Origin of the sequence: Candidatus Accumulibacter phosphatis, assembly GCF_000024165.1 — a bacterium.
Lineage (GTDB): Bacteria > Pseudomonadota > Gammaproteobacteria > Burkholderiales > Rhodocyclaceae > Accumulibacter > Accumulibacter phosphatis.
Genome location: NC_013194.1, coordinates 1,400,360 through 1,422,554, shown reverse-complemented (window position 1 = coordinate 1,422,554; position 22,195 = coordinate 1,400,360). Strand labels below are relative to the sequence as shown.

Below are 22,195 nucleotides of genomic sequence, written 5' to 3'. Positions count from 1 at the left end.
GCAAGGCGATCCAGGGGGCATCGTGACAGGTTGTGAAAATCAGTCTGACAAGGCTGGTCACCCCCGGCGTGCCACACTCACGCCCGCTCGCGAAAGTGTCGGCATCAGACGCTCGCGACGGCGGCTTACCGGGTCGACCGTCGATTCGATCTCGGGACTCTCATCGGGCGGCGCTGGGCGGCGGCCGCAGCCCGGGCGCCACAATCCCGGCGCGCGATCCGGGCGGCTGACGTTCATCGAGAAGGGCCAGGACAGCTATCCCCGGCGTAATCCGGATCGCGCCCTGAGGGAGAATTCTGTGGCTCATTTCGAGCCTGCCGTTCTCTTGAGCGCATCGGCGAGGGCACCCAAGCGCCGCACATGCACCACATTCCTGAGCCAGTCAGCGTGTTTCATCAACGGCATCGACCCGGTGTACATTCCCGGCTCGGTAATCGACTTGGTGACCAGCGTCATCGCCGAAACGACGGCGCCGTCGCAGATCTCCAGATGACCGACAACACCGGAGCCGCCGCCCATCATGACGCGGCGGCCGATTGTGCTGCTGCCGGCAATGCCGACGCATCCGCAGATGATTGTGTGATCACCGATCACGCAGTTGTGGCCGATCTGAACCTGATTGTCGATCTTGACGTCGTTGCCGAGCACGGTGTCATCGATCGCACCGCGATCGATGGAGGTGTTCGCACCGATTTCGCAGTCATCGCCAATGACGACGCGGCCGACCTGCGGGATTTTTGCCCAGCCACCGTCGCCTTCCGAAAAGTCGGGCGCAAACCCGAAGCCATCGGCGCCGATCACCACGCCGGCATGGATGATCCCGCGCGCGCCAATCGAGCAGCGCGCGTAGATTGTGACGCGCGCGACGAGGCAGGTGTGGGCACCCACCGACACCTCGTCACCCAGGATACATCCCGGTCCGATGCGCGCACCTTCACCAATCACGGCGCCGCGACCGATCGAAACATGTTCTGCGACGGAAGCGCTTTCAGGTACGCGCGCCCCGGCGTGGATGATGGCAGACGGATGGACGCCGCTGGCGTAGAGCGGTGGCGGACTGAAGAGTTGGGCCACCCGCGCGAAACAGACGTACGGGTTGGCAACCACCAGACGTGGCAGCGGCGTCAGGTCCCGGTCTGCAGCGCCGAGAATGACCGCCCCGGCACGCGAAGCCGCCAGATCGGAACGGTATCGTGAATTCGCCAGGAAGGTTATTTGGGTCGGCGTGGCCGAACGGATTGTGCCGACGCCGGTGAGCGGCTGATTGACTTCGCCCACCATCTCGCCGCCGAGTTTCTGCTGAAGATCGCGCATGTACATGCCCGCATTTTCGCACGGGACAGGCTGCCGGGGATAGTCAAAGCCTTGCAACAACGGGTGGTTTCGATCCGCGCTTGACAGCGCCGAGCGAGCCGGAGATACTCTCCCGCCGGTCGGCGTTGTCTCCTCTTGCCATTTTCCTCCCCCGCTACCGCCTGAATTGGCCATCCGCTCCGCGTCGAGCGAGCGGCCTGCCGCGAGTTACCGAACTCGCTGCCATGTCCGGGAGGCGTGCGGCGCTCTTTTCTTGTTCTCTCCCTTCCTGCCCATGACTCCGATCTTTCTCTACGACACGACCCTGCGTGACGGCTCGCAGCGTGAAGACATCTCGCTTTCCGTTGACGACAAGCTGACCATCGCGCAGCGCCTGGCCGCTTTCGGCATGCATTACATCGAATGCGGCTGGCCCGGTTCCAACCCCAAGGACGCCGACTTCTTCGCGCGCGTCATGCGCATGAATCTGCCGGCGCGCCTGGCAGCCTTTGGACGGACGCGCAACGCCAACGGATCGTGTGAGGAGGACACCAACCTGCGCGCCCTGGTCGTCGCCGGTACGCCAGTGGTAACGCTGGTCGGCAAGGCCTGGGACTACCACGTGACGCATGTACTCTCGACGACCCTCGAAGAGAACTTGGCGATGATTCGCGACAGCGTCTCCTGGATGAAGGCGCAGGGCAAGGAAGTCGTCTTCGACGCCGAGCATTTTTACGATGGTTTCCTGGCCAACCCGGACTACGCCGTGGCGACCCTGCGCGCGGCAGCCGACGGCGGGGCCGACTGGCTCGTGCTCTGCGAAACCAACGGCGGCAAGCTGCCATGGGAAATGGAGTCGATCACCCGCGCGGTTGCCGAACGGCTGCCCGCAGCCCGAATCGGCGTGCATTGTCACAACGACACAGGCTGCGGCGTCGCCAATTCGCTGGCGGCCGTCCGTTCTGGCGCGACGATGGTACAGGGAACGATCAACGGCTATGGCGAGCGTGTCGGCAATGCCGACCTGGTGACCATCCTGCCCAATCTGCAACTGAAGATGGGCTATTCCGTGCTGGCCGAGGAGCGCCTGCGCGAGTTGACCGCGCTTTCGCGCTATGTCGCCGAGGTGGCCAACCTGAAGCACAACGACCACCAGCCCTATACGGGTCATTCGGCATTCGCGCACAAGGGGGGCATTCACGTCGCCGCGATCCTGAAGTCGCCGGATACCTACCAGCACATCGACCCGGAGCAGGTGGGTAACCTGATGCGTTCGGTGACCTCGGAGTTGTCCGGTCGCGGCAACATCGTTCTGCAGGCGCGCCGCATGGGACTCGACCTCGACAACGAGGCGGCACAGCATGTGCTGGCACAGATCAAGCACCTTGAGCACGAAGGCTTCACCTTCGAGGCAGCCGAGGCCAGTGTCGAACTGATGTTCCACCGGCTGAGCCCACACTACCGCCGCCCCTTCGAACTCCTCGACTATTTCGCGATCACCGAAAGGCGGCATGGGCGTGGGCTGGTGGCCGAGGCAACGGTCAAGATCAAGGTCGGCCAGACCGTGAAATTCACCGCTGCCGAGGGCAACGGCCCGGTTAACGCACTGGCCAGCGCGCTGCAGGAGGCACTCGTCGAGGACTATCCGGTTCTCCGCACAGTACGACTCGCCGACTACAAGGTGCGCATCCTGGGCGGTACGGCCGGCACGGCGGCCAATACCCGCGTCCTGATCGACTTCCAGAGCGGAACGGAAGCCTGGACCACCGTCGGCGCCAACGCCAACATCATTGACGCCAGTTGGCGGGCGCTCTCCGACAGTATGGAGTACGCGCTGATCCGGCTGACGGAAAAGGACTGAATTGCGGCGACCAAAGCCCGCGAAATGCGATAATCTAGACTTTCCTTGGCCCGGCAAATTGATCATGGCACGCACGCTTTACGACAAACTCTGGGACGCGCACGTCGTCCATCAGGAAGGCAATGGCACGGCGTTGATTTATATCGACCGTCATCTGGTGCATGAAGTGACCAGCCCACAGGCTTTTGAAGGACTCAAGCTGGCTGGCCGCCGCCTGTGGCAGGCAAAGACGGTTCTCGCCACCCCCGATCACAACGTGCCGACCACCGACCGCGCCGCCGGCATCGTCGATCCGGTCTCGCGGACCCAGGTGGAAACCCTCGACGCCAACTGCGCCGAGTTCGGCCTGAACGAATTCCGAATGGACGACAGCCGCCAGGGCATCGTCCATGTCATCGGGCCCGAACAGGGTTTCACCCTGCCGGGGGCGACGCTGGTCTGCGGCGATTCGCATACCAGCACGCACGGCGCCTTCGCTGCGTTGGCCTTCGGCATCGGAACTTCCGAAGTCGAGCAGGTGCTGGCGACACAATGCCTGTGGCAGAAGAAGTCGAAGTCGATGCTGGTGCGAGTCGACGGCAAGCTGCCGGCCGGCGTGACCGCCAAGGATCTCGCGCTGGCGATCATCGGCAGAATCGGCACGGCGGGTGGCAATGGTTATGCCGTCGAGTTCGGCGGTAGCGCGATCCGCGGGCTGTCGATGGAAGGCCGCATGACGCTGTGCAACATGGCGATCGAAGCCGGTGCCCGTGCCGGCATGGTGGCCGCGGACGAAAAGACGATCGCCTATGTCGAGGGCCGTCCACAGGCGCCAAGAGGTGCCGACTGGCAACAGGCGGTGGCGTACTGGCGCACCCTGCACTCGGATGACGGCGCCCAGTTCGACGCCGTGCTCGAATTCGACGCAGCAACGATCAGGCCGCAGGTGACCTGGGGCACGTCGCCGGAAATGGTGTCGTCGGTCGAAGACCGCGTGCCCGACCCGGCGGATGCGCCAAGTGCCGTCAAGAAAGCCGGTTGGGAACGGGCACTGGCCTACATGGGGCTGACCGCCGGCACACCGATCACCGAGATCGCCATCGACAAGGCCTTCATCGGCTCGTGCACCAACTCGCGCATCGAAGACCTGCGTGAAGCCGCTGCCGTGGCGCGCTGGGCGGTTGCGCAGGGGCGCCGCGTCGCCGCCAATGTCCGCTTGGCCATCGTCGTTCCCGGCTCCGGTCTGGTCAAGTCCCAGGCCGAGGCGGAAGGGCTCGACAAGGACTTCCGCGCCGCCGGTTTCGAATGGCGGGAGCCCGGCTGTTCGATGTGCCTGGCGATGAATGCCGACCGCCTTGAGCCGGGGGAGCGTTGCGCCTCGACCTCGAATCGCAACTTCGAGGGGCGTCAGGGACAGGGTGGTCGCACCCATCTCGTATCACCGGCGATGGCGGCGGCAGCGGCCGTGTTCGGGCATTTCGTGGATATCCGCGGCTTGACCGGCGAGGCCCGGTGATGACGGCAAACACTCTTCACCGCTGCGACGCACGCCAAGTCGCGCGCGCGATTGACCTGGATCTTCGAGGGGCTGGCATGGCCAGCCGGAAGGCAGACGACAAATGAAACCGTTCACCACCCTGCAGGGTCTGGTCGCCCCGCTCGACCGCGCCAATGTCGATACTGACGCGATCATCCCCAAACAGTTTCTCAAGTCGATCAAGCGCTCGGGCTTCGGCCCCAACGCTTTCGACGAATGGCGCTACCTGGATCGCGGCGAACCGGACCGCGATTGCGCGACGCGCCCGCTGAACCCGGATTTCGTTCTCAACCAGCCGCGCTACCAAGGTGCGTCGATCCTGCTCACGCGCGAAAATTTCGGCTGTGGTTCGAGCCGTGAGCACGCGCCTTGGGCGCTCGAGGATTATGGCTTCCGCGCCATCATCGCTCCGAGCTTCGCAGACATCTTCTTCAACAACTGCTTCAAGAACGGCATCCTGCCGATCGTTCTGGCTGCCACCACTGTCGATCGACTGTTCCAGGAGACCGCAGCACACGCCGGCTATAGCCTCAGCCTCGATCTCGCCGCGCAAACGGTCACCACACCGGCCGGCGAGGTGATTCCCTTTGTCGTCGATGGCGAGTGTAAACACCGCCTCTTCAACGGTCTCGACGACATCGGCCTGACCCTGCTGCACACCGACAAGATCAAGGCCTACGAGGCGCGGCGCCAGGCCGAGGCGCAATGGCTGTTCCAGACATGAAGCACGTGATCTGGGTCATGTGGCCGGCCTTTATCGCCGCCGGCATCGCCGAGACGCTGTTTTTCACGATGATCGATCCGCGGCAGTTGTACCTGTTCGGCGAACTCGTCGAATGGTCGCCGACAGCCACCTACTCGACGGGTTTCCTGCTCTTCTGGATGATCTGTATGTGCTCGAGCCTGATGACCTATTTCATGATGCCGCAACCGGCCAAGGATGCGCTGAAACAAGCCGCCGGCGATCGTGACGATCTGGCCCGGCCGAAACGCCGCGAGCCCTCCGGCGGCAACCGCTAGATCGACGACAGGCCGATTTCGAGGTCGGTCTGCAGATCGACCACGGCCTCGAGACCGACAGCAATGCGCAGCAGGTCGTCGCCGATGCCCGCGGCGGCGCGCTGTTCGGGCGTAAGCCGGCCATGCGTGGTCGAAGCGGGATGCGTCAGGGTCGTCTTCGTATCCCCGAGGTTGGCGGTGATCGACAGCAGACGACAGCTATCGACGACCTTCCAGGCTTCGGCGCGCGCTCCCTTGACAGTAAAGGAGACGATCGCACCACCGCTCTTCTGTTGCCGTCGCGCCAGTTCGAACTGTGGATGCGAGGGCAAGCCGGGATAGTAAACCCGTGCCACGCTGGGATGCTTCTCCAGCCACAACGCCAGTTGCATGGCCTTCGCCGATTGCGCTTCGAGGCGAATCTGGAGCGTCTCCAGCCCTTTCAGCAGCACCCAGGCGTTGAAGGCGGAAAGCGTCGGCCCGGCGGTTCGCAGAAACTTGAACACCTCGTCGGTGAGTAGCCTGGGCCCGGCAACAGCACCGCCGAGGACCCGCCCTTGACCGTCAAGAAACTTGGTCGCCGAATGGACGACCAGATCGGCGCCCAGGTCGAGCGGTCGTTGCAGAATCGGCGTGCAAAAGCAGTTATCGACCGCCACCAGGACACCCTGCGCGCGCGCGATGCCCACCAGCGCGGCGATGTCGGCGATTTCGGTCAGCGGATTCGACGGGGTTTCGAGGAAGAACATCTTCGTTTCAGGCTGTATCGCCGCGTGCCACGCGGCGACATCGGTCTGCGCAACAAAGGTCGTACGGATGCCGAAGCGCGGCATGATGGTGCCGAGCAATTGCTGCGTGGCTCCGAACAGGCCCGTCGACGCGACCACGTGGTCGCCGCTGCTGCACAGCGCCATGACCAGAGAGAGAATGGCCGACATTCCCGACGCCGTGGCCACGCACGCCTCGGCGCCCTCGAGGGCTGCCAGACGATCCTGGAAAGCGGCCACCGTCGGATTGGTGAAGCGCGAGTAGACGTTGCCGGCTTCCTCCCCCGAAAAGCGTGCAGCAGCCTGCGCCGCGCTGTCGAAGACAAAGCTCGATGTCAGGTACAGGGCCTCGCTGTGCTCGTTGAACTGGCTGCGTTCCTGGCCCTCGCGCACGGCCAGCGTTTCGAGGGAATAGTTGCGATCGAGTGCCATCGACTTCAGTCCACCGACATCAGGTTGAGTTGCAACTGCCTTGACGTCCAACGATCGTCCTTGGTCAAGGCATGGTGACCCTCCCGCGCCAGTTCGATGGCGTTGAGGTACTCCAGGCTGACATCGCCAGTAACGTAAGTACCATCAAAGCAGGAGGTGTCGAAGCTGGCGAGCGCCGGCTTGAGCTCACGAATCGACGCTTTCAGCGCGTCCAGATCCTGATAGACCAGCGCGTCGGCGCCGATCTCGAGGGCGATCTCCTCGCCGGTACGACCGGTGGCAATGAGTTCGCCACGTGTCGGCATGTCGATTCCGTAAACGTTCGGAAAGCGCACGGGCGGCGACGCCGAAGCGAAGTAAACCTTCAGCGCGCCGGCGGCGCGTGCCATCTCGACGATCTCGCGGCTCGTCGTTCCGCGCACGATCGAATCATCGACCAGGAGGACGCGTTTGCCTTTGAATTCCTGCGCCACGGTGTTGAGTTTCTGCCGTACCGACCGCTTGCGCGTCGCCTGACCAGGCATGATGAAAGTACGTCCGATATAGCGGTTCTTGACGAAACCTTCGCGATACGGGACGCCGATGCGCTGGGCCAGCTGCATTGCCGAAGGACGGCTCGAGTCGGGGATCGGGATGACCACATCGATCTGATCGACCGGAATGCGTTTGATCAACTTGTCTGCCAGATGCTCACCCATCCGCAAACGCGCCTCATAGACGGACACGCCGTCGATCACCGAGTCTGGGCGTGCCAGGTAGACAAATTCGAAGATACAGGGCGAGAGTGTCGAAGTCACGGCGCACTGACGCTGATGCATGCGGTGCTCCAGGTCGATGAAGATCGCTTCGCCGGGAGCAACATCCCGAAGCACCTGGAAACCGAGGGTGTCGAGCGCCACCGACTCGGAAGCGAAAAGATACTCCGTGCCTTCGGGAGTCTCGTTGGTGCCGAAGACCAGCGGGCGGATGCCGAATGGATCGCGGAACGCCAGCATGCCATAACCGGCGATCATTGCGACCACCGCATAGGCTCCCCGGCAACGACGATGAACGGCGGCGACGGCGGCGAAGATCGTATCGAGATCCAGGCGGCAGCCCTGGGCTGTCGCCTGCAACTCGTGCGCCAGCGCATTGAGCAGGACTTCCGAGTCGGAGCTGGTGTTGATGTGCCGCAAGTCCTGACGGAACATCTCCTCCTTCAACTGTTCGGTGTTGGTCAGGTTGCCGTTGTGCCCAAGGACTATCCCGAACGGCGAGTTGACATAAAAGGGCTGCGAGAGTGCGGCATCGAACGCCGAACCGGCGGTGGGGTAGCGACAGTGGGCGATGCCCATGTTGCCCGGCAAGGCCCGCATGTTGCGGGTGCGGAAAACGTCGCGCACCAAGCCCGAACCCTTGTGCATGTGGAACGCATCATCCTCGGCCGTCGCAATACCGGCGGCATCCTGACCTCGGTGCTGCAGGACCATCAGACCATCATACAGCAACTGGTTTACCGCCGTGGTGGCGACCACCCCGAGAATCCCGCACATAGTCTGTTCCTAACCGAACCTGATTCGTTTAGCCACGTCCGTCGGCAACCAGGGCCTGCTGGCCAGCACCGCCGTTTCCAGCGGAGCAGCGAAGTACGCCTCGCTCCACCATTTCTCTTTCGGCAAGGACGTCATGCCGCCAACCGCCACGAAGGCCAGGACGATGACCAGACCCCGCGCCACACCGAACATGACGCCGAGCAGGCGGTCGGTAACGGTCATCCCCAAGGCCTTGAGCAGGCCCTGTACGACCATGCGCAGAAGAGCCATGGCGATGAGCACGATCACGAAGACTGCGACCCACCCGGCGACGATGCGCAGGGTTGGATCGGCAATCGCCGAGAACCCTAGGGCAAGTTCCGCGCCCCAGGCCCTTGCCGCCAGGAAAGCCAGGATCCACGCCACGAGGGCGATGATCTCGCCCACCACGCCGCGCCACATGCCGAGCAACAGCGAAGCAGCGACGACCATCACCACGGAATAATCGAAGACTGTCATTGCCTGCCGGCGACAACTCCATTGATGCCACTGCGCTTCAACTTTTCGAGAGCATTGTCGGCGGCCTCGCGAGTGGGAAAAGGACCGGCGCGCACTCGCGTCTTGGCGCCATCCGGCGAGTTGAGCATCTCGGTGTAGGTGCTGACGCCCAGTCCACCGATCTTGCCCTGCAACTGTTTGACATTCTCGGGATTGGCAAAGGCCCCGATCAGAATGACATGCTGCCCACCGGGTTTCGCTGGCGCCGGCGCTGGCACCGCTGCGGCTGTCTTGCCGGCCGGCGGGGCCGCGCTGGCGGGGCGCGCCGACTCGTCCGCCGCAGGCTTGGCACCTTCGTCAACGGGTTTCTCTCCCGGTTTGTCGGCTGCCGGCTTGCTGGCGTCGTCGACAGCCTTGTCCAGTGGCCTGGAGACCGGCTTCTCGACCGGTTTCTCAACGGCTTTCGTCACCGGCTTCTCCGCTGGCTTCTCCACCGCTTTCTCGACTGGCTTCGGAGTCGGCTTCTCGGCCTTCTTGACTTCCGGCTTCTCCGCCGGCTTGTCGATCTTCTTTACGACCGGCTGTTTGTCGGGGGTCTTGTCGACGGGCTTGACGGCTTTTTTCTCGGGAGATTGTTCCGCCAGCCTCTCGGGCGGCTTCGCCACTTTCTTCTCCGGGGCCTTGTCCGCCCCCTTGTCGGCCGGCGCGGTACCGGAGAGCTTTGCCGTCGGCACGATTGCCTGTGACTTTTCGGCGGCATCGTGCGAAGTCCCTACAGCCGCCTGCTCGGCACTCGCCACGGGCGCACCCGAAGGCGTCGGCAAGGCCGCACGGGCAGGCTCAGCTGGTCTCACGGGCACCTGTTCCTGACCGGGAATGCGTATCTGGACGTCCTGAAGCCGCTGTTTCGGTTCCTCATCCATGACCATCGGCAAGACCACCGCAGCCAGGCCAGCAAAAGCGACTGCGCCGACGAGGCGGCGACGAGCCCGTTTCTTGAGTTGCAGTTGCGGGTCAGAGGATTCAGTCATCGGTATCGTGGCGCCCACTCGCTTCGTTCAGCGGCCATTCTGCATGCTGTGCATGGCCGCCGCGACCGTGTAGAACGATCCAAAAACCACAATTCTATCATTTTCCCCGGCCAGCTTGACAGAACGCTGGAAAGCCAGAGAGGGTGAAGCGAGACACTCGACATGGCCACCCAAGGTGGCGGCCGTCACCACGTCCGCCAGAAAGGCAGCCGACGCACCACGCGGTAGGTCGAGATCGGCCAGCAGCCACAAGTCAACCCTGCCCGCCAGCGGCGCCAGTGAACCGGCAATGTCCTTGTCGGCAAGCATCCCGACGACAGCGATGGTGCGGGCGAAGAAACCCATGTCACCGAGGTTGTCGACCAAGCCGACAACGGCCTGCGGATTGTGCGCCACATCGAGGACGACCACCGGCCGCCCCGGGAGAACCTGGAAACGCCCGGGCAACTGAAAATCGACGAGGCCACGCCGTACCGCCTGCATCGACGCGGGCAGTTGCGACCTGAGAAGTTCGATGGCAGCCAGAGCGGCGCTGGCGTTGCGCATCTGACAGGCGCCCCGCAGGGCGGGATTGGCGAGACCACCACGGCGCAGCCCATGACGCCCCCAGAATGTCCATTGCTGTCTGTCGCCGAAGTACCCGAAATCACGCCCGATCAGGTGCAGGTCGGCACCAATCGCCAGCGCATGCTCGATCAGCGATGGCGGCGGGTCGGGATCGGCACAGATCGCCGGTTTGCCGGCCCGGTAGATGCCCGCTTTCTCAAAACCGATGGTCGTTCGCGTCGGGCCCAGCCAGTCGGTGTGATCGAGAGCAATACTGGTCACCACCGCGCAACTCGCGTCGTAACAATTGACCGCATCAAGCCGGCCGCCCAGCCCGACTTCGAGAATGATGACCTCGACCTCGCGCGCACGGAACACTTCCAGAGCGGCCAGGGTTCCGAATTCGAAATAGGTCAGCGCTATGCCGCCGGAAGCCAGTCTCGCCGCCTCGACTCGCGCAAAAGCCTCGCACAGCGCGCGGTCGTCTACGGGCAGGCGATCCACGCGCACCCGCTCGTTGTAGACGAGTAGATGCGGCGAAGTGTAGCAGCCAACCCGGTAGCCGGCGAACGAGTAGACGGCCTCGAGATACGCGCAAGTCGACCCCTTGCCGTTCGTACCGCCGACGGTTATCACAGGGCAGGCGGGTTCCTGAGCCAGAGCTTCCTTGACACGCAGCACCCGCTCCAATCCCAGTTCGATTCCCGCCTGTCCCCTGGGGTGGAGGCCTTCGAGATGCGCCAGCCACGCCGTCAAAGTAGAGGGCTCCGGGGCCTCGCCTGTAGGTGCAGCCGACTGCTCCCTGCCTTCCTCGGCGGTCACGCCGCGTCCCTCACGACAACGCGGGTCGCTTCTGCAGCAGGGCCAGCAACGATGCAACCCGGTTTTTCATTTCCCGGCGGTCGACGATCATGTCGACTGCGCCTTTTTCGAGCAGGAACTCGGATCGCTGAAACCCCTCGGGAAGCGTCTCGCGGACGGTTTGCTCGATGACCCGCGGGCCGGCAAAGCCGATCAGAGCGCCTGGCTCGGCAATCACGACATCGCCAATGAAGGCGAACGAAGCCGACACGCCGCCCATCGTCGGGTCGGTCAGGATCGAGATGAAGGGCAGCCCCGCTTCCGTCAGCCGGGTCAGGATCGCCGTCGTCTTCGCCATCTGCATCAGCGAGAAAAGACCTTCCTGCATGCGTGCCCCGCCCGACGCGGTGACGCAGATGAACGGCACGTGGTGTTCGACCGCCGCCTGCACGCCACGCGCGAAGCGCTCGCCAAGCACCGAACCCATCGACCCACCCATGAAATCGAACTCGAAGACGGCCAGGACCACGGGCAGCGTCCGGATCGTGCCGCGCATCACCACCAGAGCGTCCGTCTCGCCGGTTGCCGCCGTCGCGTCCTGCAGGCGATCCACATAGCGACGACTGTCCTTGAACGACAGGGAATCCACCGGCAGGACCTCGGCACCAATTTCCGCACGCCCTTCCGTATCGAGCAGCAGGTCGATGCGGGCCCGCGAGTCAAGACGTTTGTGATGACCACACTTGGGGCAGACGTTGCTGTTGTTCGCGAGGTCGGTGGCGTAGAGCACGGCCTCGCACGCCACGCACTTGCTCCACAGACCTTCGGGCAGGGACGACTTGCGGGCGACGCCATTGTCGTTACGCTTGATCTTCGGCGGTAGCGGTTTGTTGAGCCAGCTCATGCTTGTCCTCGCGACACCGCGGCATCCATCGCACGGCGAATGGCGTCCACCAGGGTGCCGACGTTGACACACACCTTGTCGGACGGCGACTGTTCGATTTCTTCGATGATCCGGCTACCGATGACGACCGCATCGGCCAGTTCCGCGACTGCCGCCGCTGTCGCCGCATCACGGATGCCGAAACCAACGCCGACGGGAACGCCGGTGCGTGCGCGGATCTCCGGAATGCGTGCGGCGACGGCCGCAACATCCAGCGCCGCCGAGCCGGTAACGCCCTTCAGCGACACGTAGTAGATGTAGCCGCTGGCCAGCGCACCGACCTGCGTCATGCGCGCCTCGCTGGATGTCGGCGCCAACAGGAAGATCGGATCGAGCGCGTGCCGGTGCAAGGTCTGTGCGAACTCGACAGCTTCCTCGGGTGGATAGTCAACGACCAGGACGCCGTCCACACCGGCATCAAACGAGGCCGCGGCAAAGGCTTCAAGACCCATCGACTCGATCGGATTGGCGTAGCCCATGAGCACGATTGGTGTTTCGTTGTCGTCGGCGCGAAAATTGGCCACCATCCCAAGTACGTGGCGCAGACTCACGCCCTTCGCCAGCGCTCGCTCGGAGGCACGCTGGATGGTTGGTCCATCAGCCATCGGGTCGGAGAACGGGACGCCAAGTTCGATGATGTCGGCCCCCGCTTGCACCAGCGTATGCAGCAGCGGTACGGTCAGCTCCGGCGCCGGATCTCCCGCAGTGATGAACGGAATCAGCGCCTTGCGCCCGCGCGCCTGGAGGCGTTCGAATACAGCCTGTATTTTCGACATGGTCAGAAGGTGATTCCCGATTTTTCGGCAACGGTGTGCATGTCCTTGTCACCACGACCGGAGAGGTTGACCAGCAGTATCCTGTCCTGCGGCAAGGTCGGCGCCAATCGGCTGGCGTAGGCCAGGGCATGGCTCGATTCGAGCGCCGGAATGATGCCTTCGAGGCGACACAGATCGTGAAAGGCCTGCAGCGCCTCGCTATCGCTGACTCCGACATACTCCGCCCGGCCGCTATCCTTGAGCCAGGCGTGCTCCGGGCCGACGCCCGGATAATCGAGGCCGGCCGAAATCGAATGCGTCTCGATGATCTGACCGTCCTGATCCTGCAGCAGATAGGTCCGGTTACCGTGCAGCACGCCTGGCCGCCCTGCCGTCAACGAGGCCGCATGCCGTCCCGTCGCGATGCCTTCGCCGGCCGCCTCGACGCCGATCAGACGCACACCGGCAACCGGAATATAGGGGTGGAAAATGCCCATCGCGTTCGAGCCACCGCCGACGCAGGCAATCACGGCGTCGGGTTGACGGCCGCACTGCTCCTGCATTTGGGCGATCGCCTCGCGGCCGATGACCGACTGAAAATCGCGCACCATCATCGGATAGGGATGCGGGCCGGCCACCGTACCGATGATGTAGAACGTGTTGGAGACATTGGTGACCCAGTCGCGCATTGCTTCATTCAACGCGTCCTTGAGCGTCCTTGAACCACTCTCGACCGGCACGACGGTCGCGCCGAGCAGTTTCATCCGGTAGACGTTGGCGGCTTGCCGTCTGATATCTTCCGAACCCATGTAGACAACGCATTCCATGCCATAGCGCGCGGCGACGGTCGCCGTTGCGACACCATGCTGACCGGCACCCGTCTCGGCGATGACGCGTGGTTTATGCATCCGCCGCGCCAGCATCGCCTGACCGATGCAGTTGTTGATCTTGTGGGCACCGGTGTGATTCAGGTCTTCGCGTTTGAGATAGATCTGGGCGCCGCCGAGTACCTCCGACCACCGCCGCGCATGGTAGAGCGGACTTGGCCGACCGACATAGTGTCTGAGGTCGTAATCGAATTCGGCGACGAATTGAGGATCGCGCTGAGCGGCGGCGTAAGCCTCCTTGAGTTCGTCGAGTGCACCGATCAGGGTTTCGGCGACGAAGACGCCACCGTACTGGCCAAAATGGCCTGTGGCGTCGGGTAAATCGTAGTCAGGCTGGGTCATCAACACATATCCTTGCGAGCTGGCGACAAGGCGCTTGCGCAGCGCCGGAGAAAAGCACCAGACGCCCCCTCAGGTATGTTTCGCCAGATGCTGCCGCCAGCACATCCGCGTCCGACCACCAGACTGCCTACCCATGACCCAACCTCGCTCAGAGACCTTCTGCATCGTTCGCTGTTCATTTATCGAACAGCCCGTACCGCGGCCACAAAGGCACGCATCTTTTCGCCATCCTTGATCCCCTTGGCGGCTTCGACACCCGACGAGACGTCCACCGCTGCCGGCCGCAGTCGGCGTACCGCTTCGCCCACGTTGCCGGCATCGAGTCCGCCTGAAAGGATCACCGGCCTGTCGAGCGACTCCGGCACCAGCGACCAGTCGAAGACCTTGCCGCTGCCACCGTAGCCGTCCGCAAAGGCGTCGAGAAGAATCGCTTGCGCCGACGGGAAGGCAGCCGCGTATTGTACCAAATCCAGCCCTGGCCTGACGCGCGCGGCCTTGATATAGGGCCGATCGAACTGCCGGCAATAGGCTTCGTCTTCATCACCGTGAAGTTGCAACACATGCACTGGCACAGCCGAAAGCGTCGCCCGTACCAACCCCGGATCGGCATTGACGAACAGGCCGACGATGGTGACGAAGGGCGGCACCGCGCGCGCCAAACGCGCCGCAGTATCGACATCCACGCAGCGCGGGCTCGGCGGATAGAAAACCAGACCGATCGCGTCCGCGCCAGCCTGCACTGCCTGCTGCAGATCCTCGCCGCGAGTCAGCCCACAGATCTTGATACGTAACGGCAGTGGGCCGGCGAGCTTATTGTCCATAGAGCGGAATACAAGGTGTGAGGTTCGTTTGGTCCCCACTCGGCAGCCCGAGTTCCGGCGGATACCTGACCGCAAAGAGGTAGAGCCCGGCCGCCGCGAACGTCGGCGCCGCCAAGCGGCGATCGCCGGCAGCCAGCAGTTCGCCAATCCACTCGGGCGGGCGTTTCCCCTGACCGACATGAACCAGGCTGCCGACCAGATTCCGTACCATGTGATGAAGAAAGGCCGAGGCTTCGAAGTCGAAGGCGATCAGATCACCGAAACGCCGTACATGAGCCTCGCGCATCACTTTCACCGGGGAGTTGGCCTGACACTCGGCCGCCCGGAAAGCCGAAAAATCCCGCTCACCAAGCAGCAGGTGTGCAGCCGCCTGCATTGTCCCCACATCGAGCGGGTGATGATACCAACCGACCCTGCCGTTCCAGACTCCCGTCCGATGTGCGCGGTTGATCAACAAATAGCGGTATCGCCTGGCATACGCCGAAAACCGCGCATGGAAGTCGTCCGCGACCGGTCGCGCCCAGCGGACGGCAACCGCCGACGGCAAGAAGCTGTTGGTGCCGCGTACCCAGGCAAACATCGACCGTTCAACGGCGGCATCGAAATGCACGACCTGCCCCGTCGCATGCACGCCGGCGTCCGTGCGCCCAGCGGACACCACCTGAACCGGCACACCGGCGAACTGTCGCAAGGCGTCCTGCACGGCATCCTGCACCGTACCGCCACCCGGCTGCGTCTGCCAGCCTCGAAAACCGCTCCCGTCGTATTCGACAGCCAAGGCAATGCGCATAGCTCAGGCCTGCCACAGCCAGACGGTCGCCAGCGTACCGGCGACCAGCGCCAGAACCAGGAAATCCCCCCCGGAGAAAGGCCGATCGGCGATTTCGAACACCTCCTCCGTGTTGCCGGTGGTCGGCACGTCGAGCAGGATACGCCAATCGCGCGGACGCGGCAGCGTTTCAAGGTGGCGCAGAACCAGCAGCAGTCGCACCAGTCCACGATCGGGATCGACTCCCAGCCGCCGTAGCGGTCCCAACAAGCGACGCGTACCGGTCAGCAACTCGGGCAAGGACATTCGCTCGCGGAGGATTGCCACCGCCATCAACACCAGCAGCAGACGTCCGACATGCGTCAGGGCATCGGCCAGTCCCTCGCGACTGGGTGCCAGCAAGCCGCTCCACGCCGGCTCACCGGCGCCTCCCCAGGCCATGATGACGAACAGCGACACAAAAAGCCAGCGCGCACCCCAGGCCAGTCGCGCGCAACGCCGCTGCGCCTTGCTGCCGGACAGCAGCAAGGACAGCAGACCTGCCAACAGCAGGTGGCTACCTTCCAGACACTGGATCAACACCAGCGCCACGAGCCAGACCAGCAGGCCGCTTGCCGGGTGCATTGCCGCGTCCGTCCTTTCAGCTTACGCCCAAGCGCAGGCGCCGACGCGACCCACCCCTCACCCGGCGCACCGCCAGCCCGCCGCCCCGAAGGCACTTAGGCGGCAAGCAAAAATAACTTGAACAATACGAGTTATTCGTCATTTTTCCGGGGTATCAACCGGTAGTTCCATTCGCCATGAAACGCGTCGCGCTCGATGGCAAGCGAAGCAAGTTCTTCGTCGGACACCTTGATTCCCGACGTATAGGCGTTTTCATCGATCGCAGCCTGGATTCGCAAGCCTGTCTCGGTTGTCGTGTTACCGATCAGGTTCACCACCACCTGTCGACTGACTAGCGGTCGTCCGCGCCAATTCGCGGTGATGTGGCAAAACATGCGATGCTCGATCTTGTTCCATTTGCTGGTTCCAGGCGGGAGATGACAAACCTGAACCGTCAGGCGAAGTTCATCCGCCAGCTTTTGCAACTCCCTTCGCCATAGACGCACACGATAACCGTTGCTGCCACCGCCGTCCGCGGTGATCAGCAGACGGCGAGCATTCGGGTAGGTCACCTGTCCCATTTCACGCCACCAGCGCCGGATGCTTTCGACGGCAAATTCGGCGGTATCGTGGTCGATGCCGACACTGACCCAGCCCGTATTGGTGGTCAAGTCATAAACCCCGTAGGGCGCGACCTTGCCGAGTTCACGGTCAATGAAGTCATGAACCCGGACTTCTTCTGGCTTTCCCTTGGGTTGCCACTCTTTGCCGCCATTCTTGAAGTCGCCGATTAACTCTTTCTTCTTGGTGTCCACCGAAATCACCGGATCGCCTGCCGCCTGATACTCCGCAACAGTACGGGCGATGTGGCCGAACTGGGCATCGCGGTCCTCATGCTGCCCACCCTCTCGCGTCTTTCGCGTCGATTGCAGACTGAAGCCTGCCAAACTCAGCAAATCACAAAGGCTCCGCTGGCTGACCGTATGCCCCTGTCGCCTCAGTTCTTCAGCCAGGCGATAGGTGCTCTTGCAGGTCCAGCGCAGCGGCGACATCGGATCACCACGCGTTGTCGGCTCCACCAAGGCGTCGACATCGCTCAGCAAGCTGGCATCCTTGTCAATCAACTTCTTTCGCCCACCGCCTACCGCTCGCGCTCGGAGTGGCACGCCTTGCTCCCCAGCCGAAACCGGTGCGTTCAGTTCACTCAAACCCGCATGAATCGTCGTGCGCGACAGGCCAGTCGCCTTGGCGACCAAGGTGACGCCACCACGCCCCAGGCTTCGTGCCTCCGTCGCCGCCCAAAGGCGAAGCGTGGCCTCATCCAGCCTGCCGCACAGCGCTTGATACTTGGCTTCTATGGCTAGCTCTTGCTCCATGCTGAAACCATAGGCCAATCACCACAAATGTTCAAGTTATTTTTGCTTAACGCCTTACTCGCGGAGTTCCGTCAGAAGGGCGCTGGCCGCTTCGCGCTGCCGAGAATCACCGTCCCTGAGAACCTCCTGCAGGAGTTCGCGCGCCCCTTCGAGATCACCCATCTCCTGATACGCCCTGGCGAGGTCAATCTTCGTCGCCACTTCCTCGCTCGAACTGATCTCCGGTTCCGCCGCCAGATCAAGATCCGGGGGGAACCGTGAATCCAGTCCGGCGTCGGTGCTCTCCACCGAGAAATCCGGATTGACCAGGGTATCCTCCTGCTCGGCTTCGAAGGAGGCTTCCGGCGATTGGTCGGCAACACTCACCTCAGCCCGCCTAGGCATATCGTCGGCCAGGTCAAGGCTGATTGACGAGATGTCGAACGATGGATGCTGCAGCGCCTCGCCAAGAACTGTCGACTCGGTCAGCTTGACGTCGAACTCCAGGGCATCGACGCCAGCCGAGCCGATATCGAGCATCTCATCCGGCGCCGCGGGCACACGCAACTCCGTTTCGGCACCCTGCTCAACCGACGACGCGGCATTCAGATCGAAAGCGAAATCGACTCCAATGTCATCCGAAAGCGTACCCGGGTCCGTTCCGGGCGCGATGAGCATCGTGATTTCCGGCGGCTCGATGTCCACCCGCGGCGTCGGCTGCATCGCATCGAGTTCCTCGTCCGAAAGCGATGGCGTCTCCGAATAGGACGTGGCCAGATCGAAATCGAGTGGATCGTCGGGTGCCGGACCTTGAAACGCGAGAGTGGTTTCAAGGTGAGCGTCCTCGACAGCGCTTGCCTCCAACGGCTTCGCGTCATCGAGACCAAGATCGAAATCCAGGCTGGCCAGTTCGACCGGCGCGGCTACTGCCGGCGCTGCGGCAGGCGGCACCAGCGCAGCCGCGGCGGTAGCGACGGTAGCGGCGGCAGCCATTTTCGCCAGTTCGCCGGGCTTGGTGACGGTATCCTGCAAGATGGTCGTGGAGGCTGGCTCATCCGGCGCCGACGCCTTCGGCTTCTCCAGAATCGTCTCGGGACGCACGATGATCGTCGTTTCGGAGTCCCGCGACGGGGCAGGAGTTGTTCCAGCGGCGCCATACAGCGGGTTCAACGGGTCGAGCTGCAAGCCCATCGCGGCAGCTTTCTCCCATTCGACGCCAACCCCACCGGTGACGCTGAAGAGTTCAGCCGCCAGCGTGTCGAAGGGCTTGACGTCCTTGCGCCCCAGATAGATCTCCAGCAACTTCAGGTGAATGGCATGACGCCGCGGGTCTTTCTGCTTGGCCTCGAGGAGAATCTCTTCAGCCTGCGCGTCACGGCCGTACGCCATGTAGACGTCGGCCTCGGCCACCGGATCCACTTCATCGGTATCAATGCTGCCTGGCCCGGCCTGGCTGAAATCGGTCTGAGCCATCGAGTGCGATGTATCGACGCTCTGCCCACCCGTGTTGTGGAACACCGAGTTGGCGACCAGACTATCGCCTGGCGGAGCAATCGTGCTGGTCGCATCGAGCGACCTGGAGGTCTCGCTGCGATGACGACGCCTGGCCAGCCAGTAAGCGGCAAGCAGCGCCAGGACACCGCCGCCGCCTGCCAGGAAGGGCGTACTGGTCAGCAGCGCCTCGAAGAACCCCGGCTCTTCTTCGGGCGGCGAGGTGACCGCCACAGCCTTTGCTTTTGGTGCAACGGCCGGCTTGGGCGCTGCAACCGGTTTCGGCTCTTCCGGCTTGGGCTCGACCTTTGGCTCCTGTGGTACAGGTTCAGGCTTCGCCGCCACATCGCTGGGCTTGCTGTCGGCAGGCACATCGGCAGGTTTGGCGGCGACCACCGGTGAGGCAGGGGGTGGTGATACCTCCGATCGCCCGCCAACGACGCCTGGCGCCGGCGCTCCCGGCGACGTCACGGGTGCTCGGGCGTCTTCCACGGTCTTTTTCGTCTCGGCTGCCGGCGCGCCGCCCTTGCCCGCTGCCTGTTTTTCTAGATCAGCCAGCGTCTGACTCTTCAGTTCCACCAGCCTCTGCAACTCGGCCACATTCTTTTCGAGGCTGGCCAGACGCTCATTGGCATCCTTGAGCGCCTTTTCCTTGGCAATCAAGTCCTCGTCGGCACGCTTGCTGGGGACCGCCGGCTTGCTGCCGGCGAGCTCCGTCTTCGATACCTTCAGTTGATCCTTTGGTTCAGCCGCCGGTGCCGCCCGGTCTTCGACCCGTGCCGTGATCTTGCCGACAGATTGCTGGCGCGCCGCCTCCTCCGGAACGGGAGCGTCGGCTGCACCTGCGGCAAGCTTGCGGCGGTAACCACCCCAGTCGGTGGACTGCGCCACGACGACTCGCCGGGCTTCGTCCTTTGGTATTGCCTCAAGACTTCCCTTGTCCGGTATCGAAAGAATCCTGCCGGCCTTCAACCGGTTCATGTTGCCACGATCGAATGCGTCCTGGTTGGCCTGGAAGAGCCCGACCAGCATCTGGTCAAGCGACACCCCCTCGGGCCGGAGGTCACTGGCGATCTTGCCGAGCGTTTCGCCGCGACGCACCTCGTAGGTCTCGCCGCTTTTCGGCGCCTGTTCGGTGGCCCGCGGCCGGCTGTAGGAGTCGCCGCGCTGGGGCCTTGCGACGGTGCGCTCTTCGGCGAACGGCCTTGGCGACACCAGCGGCCTGGCGACAGGTGGCGGAGCAGCGGTCTTGCCAGCGAACTCCACCGGATCGAGGAGGAACGTGTACTCCCGAATCACGCGACCGGTCGGCCAGTTGAGTTCCAGCAACAGATCGACGAAGGGGTCGTTGACCGCCCGCTCCGAAGTCAGCCTGACGATCGCCTGCCCATTCGGGCGCTTGTCGATGGCGAAGCGGATGCCCAGCAAGGTCGGCGCATATTCCACGCCAGCCTGCTTGAAGGCATCCGGCGACGCCAGCTGCGCCCGCAGACCGGCAAGTTCTTCGCGCGTCGCAAAGAGCTCCACCTCCGCGCGCAGAGGCTGACCGATCGCAGAGAGGACGGTGACCTTGCCCAAACCGGCAGCGGCTGCGGCCAGGGGCAAAGCCGCGACCGCCAAGGCTGATGCAACCGCCCATGCAGAGGTCCGCAGTCTGAAATTGCTTGCTGTATATTGTATTTTCTTGGCCACGGCGCCACCCTGCGCGTCGAAATCGGAATAATTAAAATAACATCATGAAGTTAGCCATGCAAGCTAAACTTGCTTGTGATTCCGGGCACTGCGCCGGGCCGAATACCGGCGGTCCGCACCGAACTCGCCGGTTTCTACCCAATCAGTCCTCGAGCAGAATACGGAGCATTCGCCGCAGCGGCTCAGCCGCGCCCCACAACAACTGGTCCCCGACAGTAAAAGCGCCGAGATAATCCGGCCCCATGGCCAGCTTGTGGAGGCGACCGACCGGGACATGCAGGCTACCGGTAACCGCCGCCGGCGTCAGTTCCCGCTCACTGATCTCGCGCTGATTTTCCACGACCTTTACCCAGGGATTCGCCTGCGCGATAACGTCGCTGATCTCATCCAGCGGCACCTCCCGCTTCAGCTTGATGGTCAGACCCTGCGAGTGACAGCGCATGGCACCGATGCGCACGCAAAGACCGTCGACCGGTATGCTGCCTGGCGTGCGAAACGCCGGCAAGCCGAGGATCTTGTTGCATTCCGCCCCACCCTTCCACTCTTCCTTCGACTGGCCACCATCAACCGGCACATCGATCCATGGGATGAGGCTGCCGGCAAGTGCCGTGTTGCGGAAGTTCGTCGTCGGGAAACTCGGTGAACGCATGCATTCGGCCACTTTCCGGTCAATATCGAGAATCGCCGAAGCCGGCTCGGCGAGCTCGGACCTGACCGCATCGTGCAGCGCGCCCATCTGCAGCAACAACTCACGCATGTTCTGCGCCCCCGCCCCCGATGCCGCCTGATAGGTCATGGCGCTGACCCACTCCACGAGATCGTGCCGGAACAGCCCGCCAATACCCATCAGCATCAGCGATACGGTACAGTTGCCACCAATCCAGTTGCGCCCGCCATTGACCAAGGCATCCCTGATGACGCCAAGGTTGACCGGATCAAGGATGATTACCGCGTCGTCGTGCATGCGCAGGGTGGACGCAGCGTCGATCCAGTGACCTTGCCAACCGGCAGCTCGCAGCCTGGGAAACACCTCCTTGGTGTACTCGCCACCCTGACACGTGATTACCGCGTCCAGGTGCGCGAGCGCCTCGATCGACATTGCATCCGCAAGCGTACCGCCTCCCTTGCCAGCGAAAACCGGGGCCGTGTCACCAACGGCCGAAGTCGAAAAATAGAAGGGTTCGAAATGCTCGAAATCACCCTCATCAACCATCCGCTGCATCAGGACCGACCCTACCATACCGCGCCAACCGACCAGACCAACTTTCATCATTGCCTCACC

19 protein-coding genes are annotated in these 22,195 nt (G+C 63.2%); 4 read left to right on the top strand and 15 right to left on the bottom strand.

The genetic code is table 11. The annotated features are described in order from the left end of the window. Positions 1–303: 303 nt before the first annotated feature. Complete coding sequence (gene lpxD, locus CAP2UW1_RS06190; protein WP_015765807.1) at positions 304–1,320, bottom strand: UDP-3-O-(3-hydroxymyristoyl)glucosamine N-acyltransferase; 1,017 nt, start codon at positions 1,318–1,320, stop codon at positions 304–306. A gap of 268 nt (positions 1,321–1,588) precedes the next feature. Here lpxD and cimA point away from each other — a divergent pair, with 268 nt between their 5' ends. From cimA to CAP2UW1_RS06170, 4 genes are all read left to right on the top strand, one after another. After that, positions 1,589–3,154, top strand: a complete 1,566-nt coding sequence (gene cimA / locus CAP2UW1_RS06185) for a citramalate synthase (protein ID WP_015765806.1) — start codon at positions 1,589–1,591, stop codon at positions 3,152–3,154. A 64-nt stretch (positions 3,155–3,218) separates the two neighbouring features. Further along, on the top strand, positions 3,219–4,649 hold the full coding sequence (gene leuC / locus CAP2UW1_RS06180; RefSeq protein ID WP_015765805.1) for a 3-isopropylmalate dehydratase large subunit: 1,431 nt from the start codon (positions 3,219–3,221) through the stop codon (positions 4,647–4,649). 103 nt (positions 4,650–4,752) lie between these two features. Then, positions 4,753–5,394: a 3-isopropylmalate dehydratase small subunit gene (gene leuD / locus CAP2UW1_RS06175; RefSeq protein ID WP_015765804.1), complete on the top strand. Its 642-nt coding sequence runs from the start codon at positions 4,753–4,755 to the stop codon at positions 5,392–5,394. Next, a complete protein-coding gene (locus CAP2UW1_RS06170) occupies positions 5,391–5,690 on the top strand; it encodes a hypothetical protein (RefSeq protein ID WP_199931582.1) in 300 nt (99 codons plus the stop codon). The genes leuD and CAP2UW1_RS06170 overlap by 4 nt, the downstream gene beginning before the upstream one ends. On the opposite strand, the gene CAP2UW1_RS06165 is transcribed toward CAP2UW1_RS06170, so the two are convergent. From CAP2UW1_RS06165 to asd, 14 genes are all read right to left on the bottom strand, one after another. After that, the gene (locus tag CAP2UW1_RS06165; protein WP_015765802.1) at positions 5,687–6,868 is read right to left on the bottom strand and encodes an O-succinylhomoserine sulfhydrylase; all 1,182 of its coding nucleotides are present in this window, start codon (positions 6,866–6,868) and stop codon (positions 5,687–5,689) included. The genes CAP2UW1_RS06170 and CAP2UW1_RS06165 overlap by 4 nt on opposite strands. 5 nt (positions 6,869–6,873) lie before the next feature. Beyond that, the gene (gene purF / locus CAP2UW1_RS06160) at positions 6,874–8,400 is read right to left on the bottom strand and encodes an amidophosphoribosyltransferase (RefSeq protein WP_015765801.1); all 1,527 of its coding nucleotides are present in this window, start codon (positions 8,398–8,400) and stop codon (positions 6,874–6,876) included. A gap of 9 nt (positions 8,401–8,409) precedes the next feature. Beyond that, complete coding sequence (locus CAP2UW1_RS06155) at positions 8,410–8,898, bottom strand: CvpA family protein (RefSeq protein ID WP_015765800.1); 489 nt, start codon at positions 8,896–8,898, stop codon at positions 8,410–8,412. Beyond that, the gene (locus CAP2UW1_RS23570) at positions 8,895–9,908 is read right to left on the bottom strand and encodes an SPOR domain-containing protein (protein ID WP_015765799.1); all 1,014 of its coding nucleotides are present in this window, start codon (positions 9,906–9,908) and stop codon (positions 8,895–8,897) included. Before CAP2UW1_RS23570 ends, CAP2UW1_RS06155 begins: the two co-directional genes overlap by 4 nt. A 27-nt stretch (positions 9,909–9,935) precedes the next feature. Continuing rightward, positions 9,936–11,276 carry a bifunctional tetrahydrofolate synthase/dihydrofolate synthase gene (gene folC / locus CAP2UW1_RS06145; RefSeq protein WP_015765798.1) on the bottom strand — a complete coding sequence of 447 codons (1,341 nt, stop codon included), beginning with the start codon at positions 11,274–11,276 and terminating at the stop codon, positions 9,936–9,938. Positions 11,277–11,286: 10 nt separating this feature from the next. Continuing rightward, the gene (gene accD / locus CAP2UW1_RS06140) at positions 11,287–12,159 is read right to left on the bottom strand and encodes an acetyl-CoA carboxylase, carboxyltransferase subunit beta (protein WP_015765797.1); all 873 of its coding nucleotides are present in this window, start codon (positions 12,157–12,159) and stop codon (positions 11,287–11,289) included. Next, positions 12,156–12,974 (bottom strand): tryptophan synthase subunit alpha, encoded by an 819-nt coding sequence (trpA, locus tag CAP2UW1_RS06135; protein ID WP_015765796.1) that lies wholly within the window; start codon positions 12,972–12,974, stop codon positions 12,156–12,158. Before trpA ends, accD begins: the two co-directional genes overlap by 4 nt. A 2-nt stretch (positions 12,975–12,976) precedes the next feature. Continuing rightward, positions 12,977–14,182: a tryptophan synthase subunit beta gene (gene trpB, locus CAP2UW1_RS06130; protein ID WP_015765795.1), complete on the bottom strand. Its 1,206-nt coding sequence runs from the start codon at positions 14,180–14,182 to the stop codon at positions 12,977–12,979. Positions 14,183–14,361: 179 nt separating this feature from the next. Beyond that, positions 14,362–15,003: a phosphoribosylanthranilate isomerase gene (locus tag CAP2UW1_RS06125; protein WP_015765794.1), complete on the bottom strand. Its 642-nt coding sequence runs from the start codon at positions 15,001–15,003 to the stop codon at positions 14,362–14,364. Beyond that, positions 14,993–15,793, bottom strand: a complete 801-nt coding sequence (gene truA, locus CAP2UW1_RS06120) for a tRNA pseudouridine(38-40) synthase TruA (RefSeq protein WP_015765793.1) — start codon at positions 15,791–15,793, stop codon at positions 14,993–14,995. Before truA ends, CAP2UW1_RS06125 begins: the two co-directional genes overlap by 11 nt. 3 nt (positions 15,794–15,796) lie before the next feature. Further along, entirely contained in the window at positions 15,797–16,396 is a 600-nt protein-coding gene (locus CAP2UW1_RS06115) for a CbiQ family ECF transporter T component (protein ID WP_015765792.1), read from the bottom strand. Positions 16,397–16,527: 131 nt separating this feature from the next. Further along, positions 16,528–17,751 carry an ISAzo13-like element ISCap1 family transposase gene (locus CAP2UW1_RS06110; RefSeq protein WP_015765791.1) on the bottom strand — a complete coding sequence of 408 codons (1,224 nt, stop codon included), beginning with the start codon at positions 17,749–17,751 and terminating at the stop codon, positions 16,528–16,530. Positions 17,752–17,805: 54 nt separating this feature from the next. Further along, on the bottom strand, positions 17,806–20,841 hold the full coding sequence (locus CAP2UW1_RS06105; RefSeq protein WP_049778524.1) for a FimV/HubP family polar landmark protein: 3,036 nt from the start codon (positions 20,839–20,841) through the stop codon (positions 17,806–17,808). 214 nt (positions 20,842–21,055) lie between these two features. Continuing rightward, positions 21,056–22,186 carry an aspartate-semialdehyde dehydrogenase gene (gene asd, locus CAP2UW1_RS06100; protein WP_015765789.1) on the bottom strand — a complete coding sequence of 377 codons (1,131 nt, stop codon included), beginning with the start codon at positions 22,184–22,186 and terminating at the stop codon, positions 21,056–21,058. Between the last annotated feature and the right edge of the window lie 9 nt (positions 22,187–22,195).

Excerpts from the sequence above, each read along its gene's own strand:
- lpxD (WP_015765807.1), bottom strand. The coding sequence starts at position 1,320 with ATGTACATGCGCGATCTTCAGCAGAAACTCGGCGGCGAGATGGTGGGC.
- cimA (WP_015765806.1), top strand. The coding sequence starts at position 1,589 with ATGACTCCGATCTTTCTCTACGACACGACCCTGCGTGACGGCTCGCAG.
- leuC (WP_015765805.1), top strand. The coding sequence starts at position 3,219 with ATGGCACGCACGCTTTACGACAAACTCTGGGACGCGCACGTCGTCCAT.
- leuD (WP_015765804.1), top strand. The coding sequence starts at position 4,753 with ATGAAACCGTTCACCACCCTGCAGGGTCTGGTCGCCCCGCTCGACCGC.
- CAP2UW1_RS06170 (WP_199931582.1), top strand. The coding sequence starts at position 5,391 with ATGAAGCACGTGATCTGGGTCATGTGGCCGGCCTTTATCGCCGCCGGC.
- CAP2UW1_RS06165 (WP_015765802.1), bottom strand. The coding sequence starts at position 6,868 with ATGGCACTCGATCGCAACTATTCCCTCGAAACGCTGGCCGTGCGCGAG.
- purF (WP_015765801.1), bottom strand. The coding sequence starts at position 8,400 with ATGTGCGGGATTCTCGGGGTGGTCGCCACCACGGCGGTAAACCAGTTG.
- CAP2UW1_RS06155 (WP_015765800.1), bottom strand. The coding sequence starts at position 8,898 with ATGACAGTCTTCGATTATTCCGTGGTGATGGTCGTCGCTGCTTCGCTG.
- CAP2UW1_RS23570 (WP_015765799.1), bottom strand. The coding sequence starts at position 9,908 with ATGACTGAATCCTCTGACCCGCAACTGCAACTCAAGAAACGGGCTCGT.
- accD (WP_015765797.1), bottom strand. The coding sequence starts at position 12,159 with ATGAGCTGGCTCAACAAACCGCTACCGCCGAAGATCAAGCGTAACGAC.
- trpA (WP_015765796.1), bottom strand. The coding sequence starts at position 12,974 with ATGTCGAAAATACAGGCTGTATTCGAACGCCTCCAGGCGCGCGGGCGC.
- trpB (WP_015765795.1), bottom strand. The coding sequence starts at position 14,182 with ATGACCCAGCCTGACTACGATTTACCCGACGCCACAGGCCATTTTGGC.
- CAP2UW1_RS06125 (WP_015765794.1), bottom strand. The coding sequence starts at position 15,003 with ATGGACAATAAGCTCGCCGGCCCACTGCCGTTACGTATCAAGATCTGT.
- truA (WP_015765793.1), bottom strand. The coding sequence starts at position 15,793 with ATGCGCATTGCCTTGGCTGTCGAATACGACGGGAGCGGTTTTCGAGGC.
- CAP2UW1_RS06115 (WP_015765792.1), bottom strand. The coding sequence starts at position 16,396 with ATGCACCCGGCAAGCGGCCTGCTGGTCTGGCTCGTGGCGCTGGTGTTG.
- CAP2UW1_RS06110 (WP_015765791.1), bottom strand. The coding sequence starts at position 17,751 with ATGGAGCAAGAGCTAGCCATAGAAGCCAAGTATCAAGCGCTGTGCGGC.
- asd (WP_015765789.1), bottom strand. The coding sequence starts at position 22,186 with ATGATGAAAGTTGGTCTGGTCGGTTGGCGCGGTATGGTAGGGTCGGTC.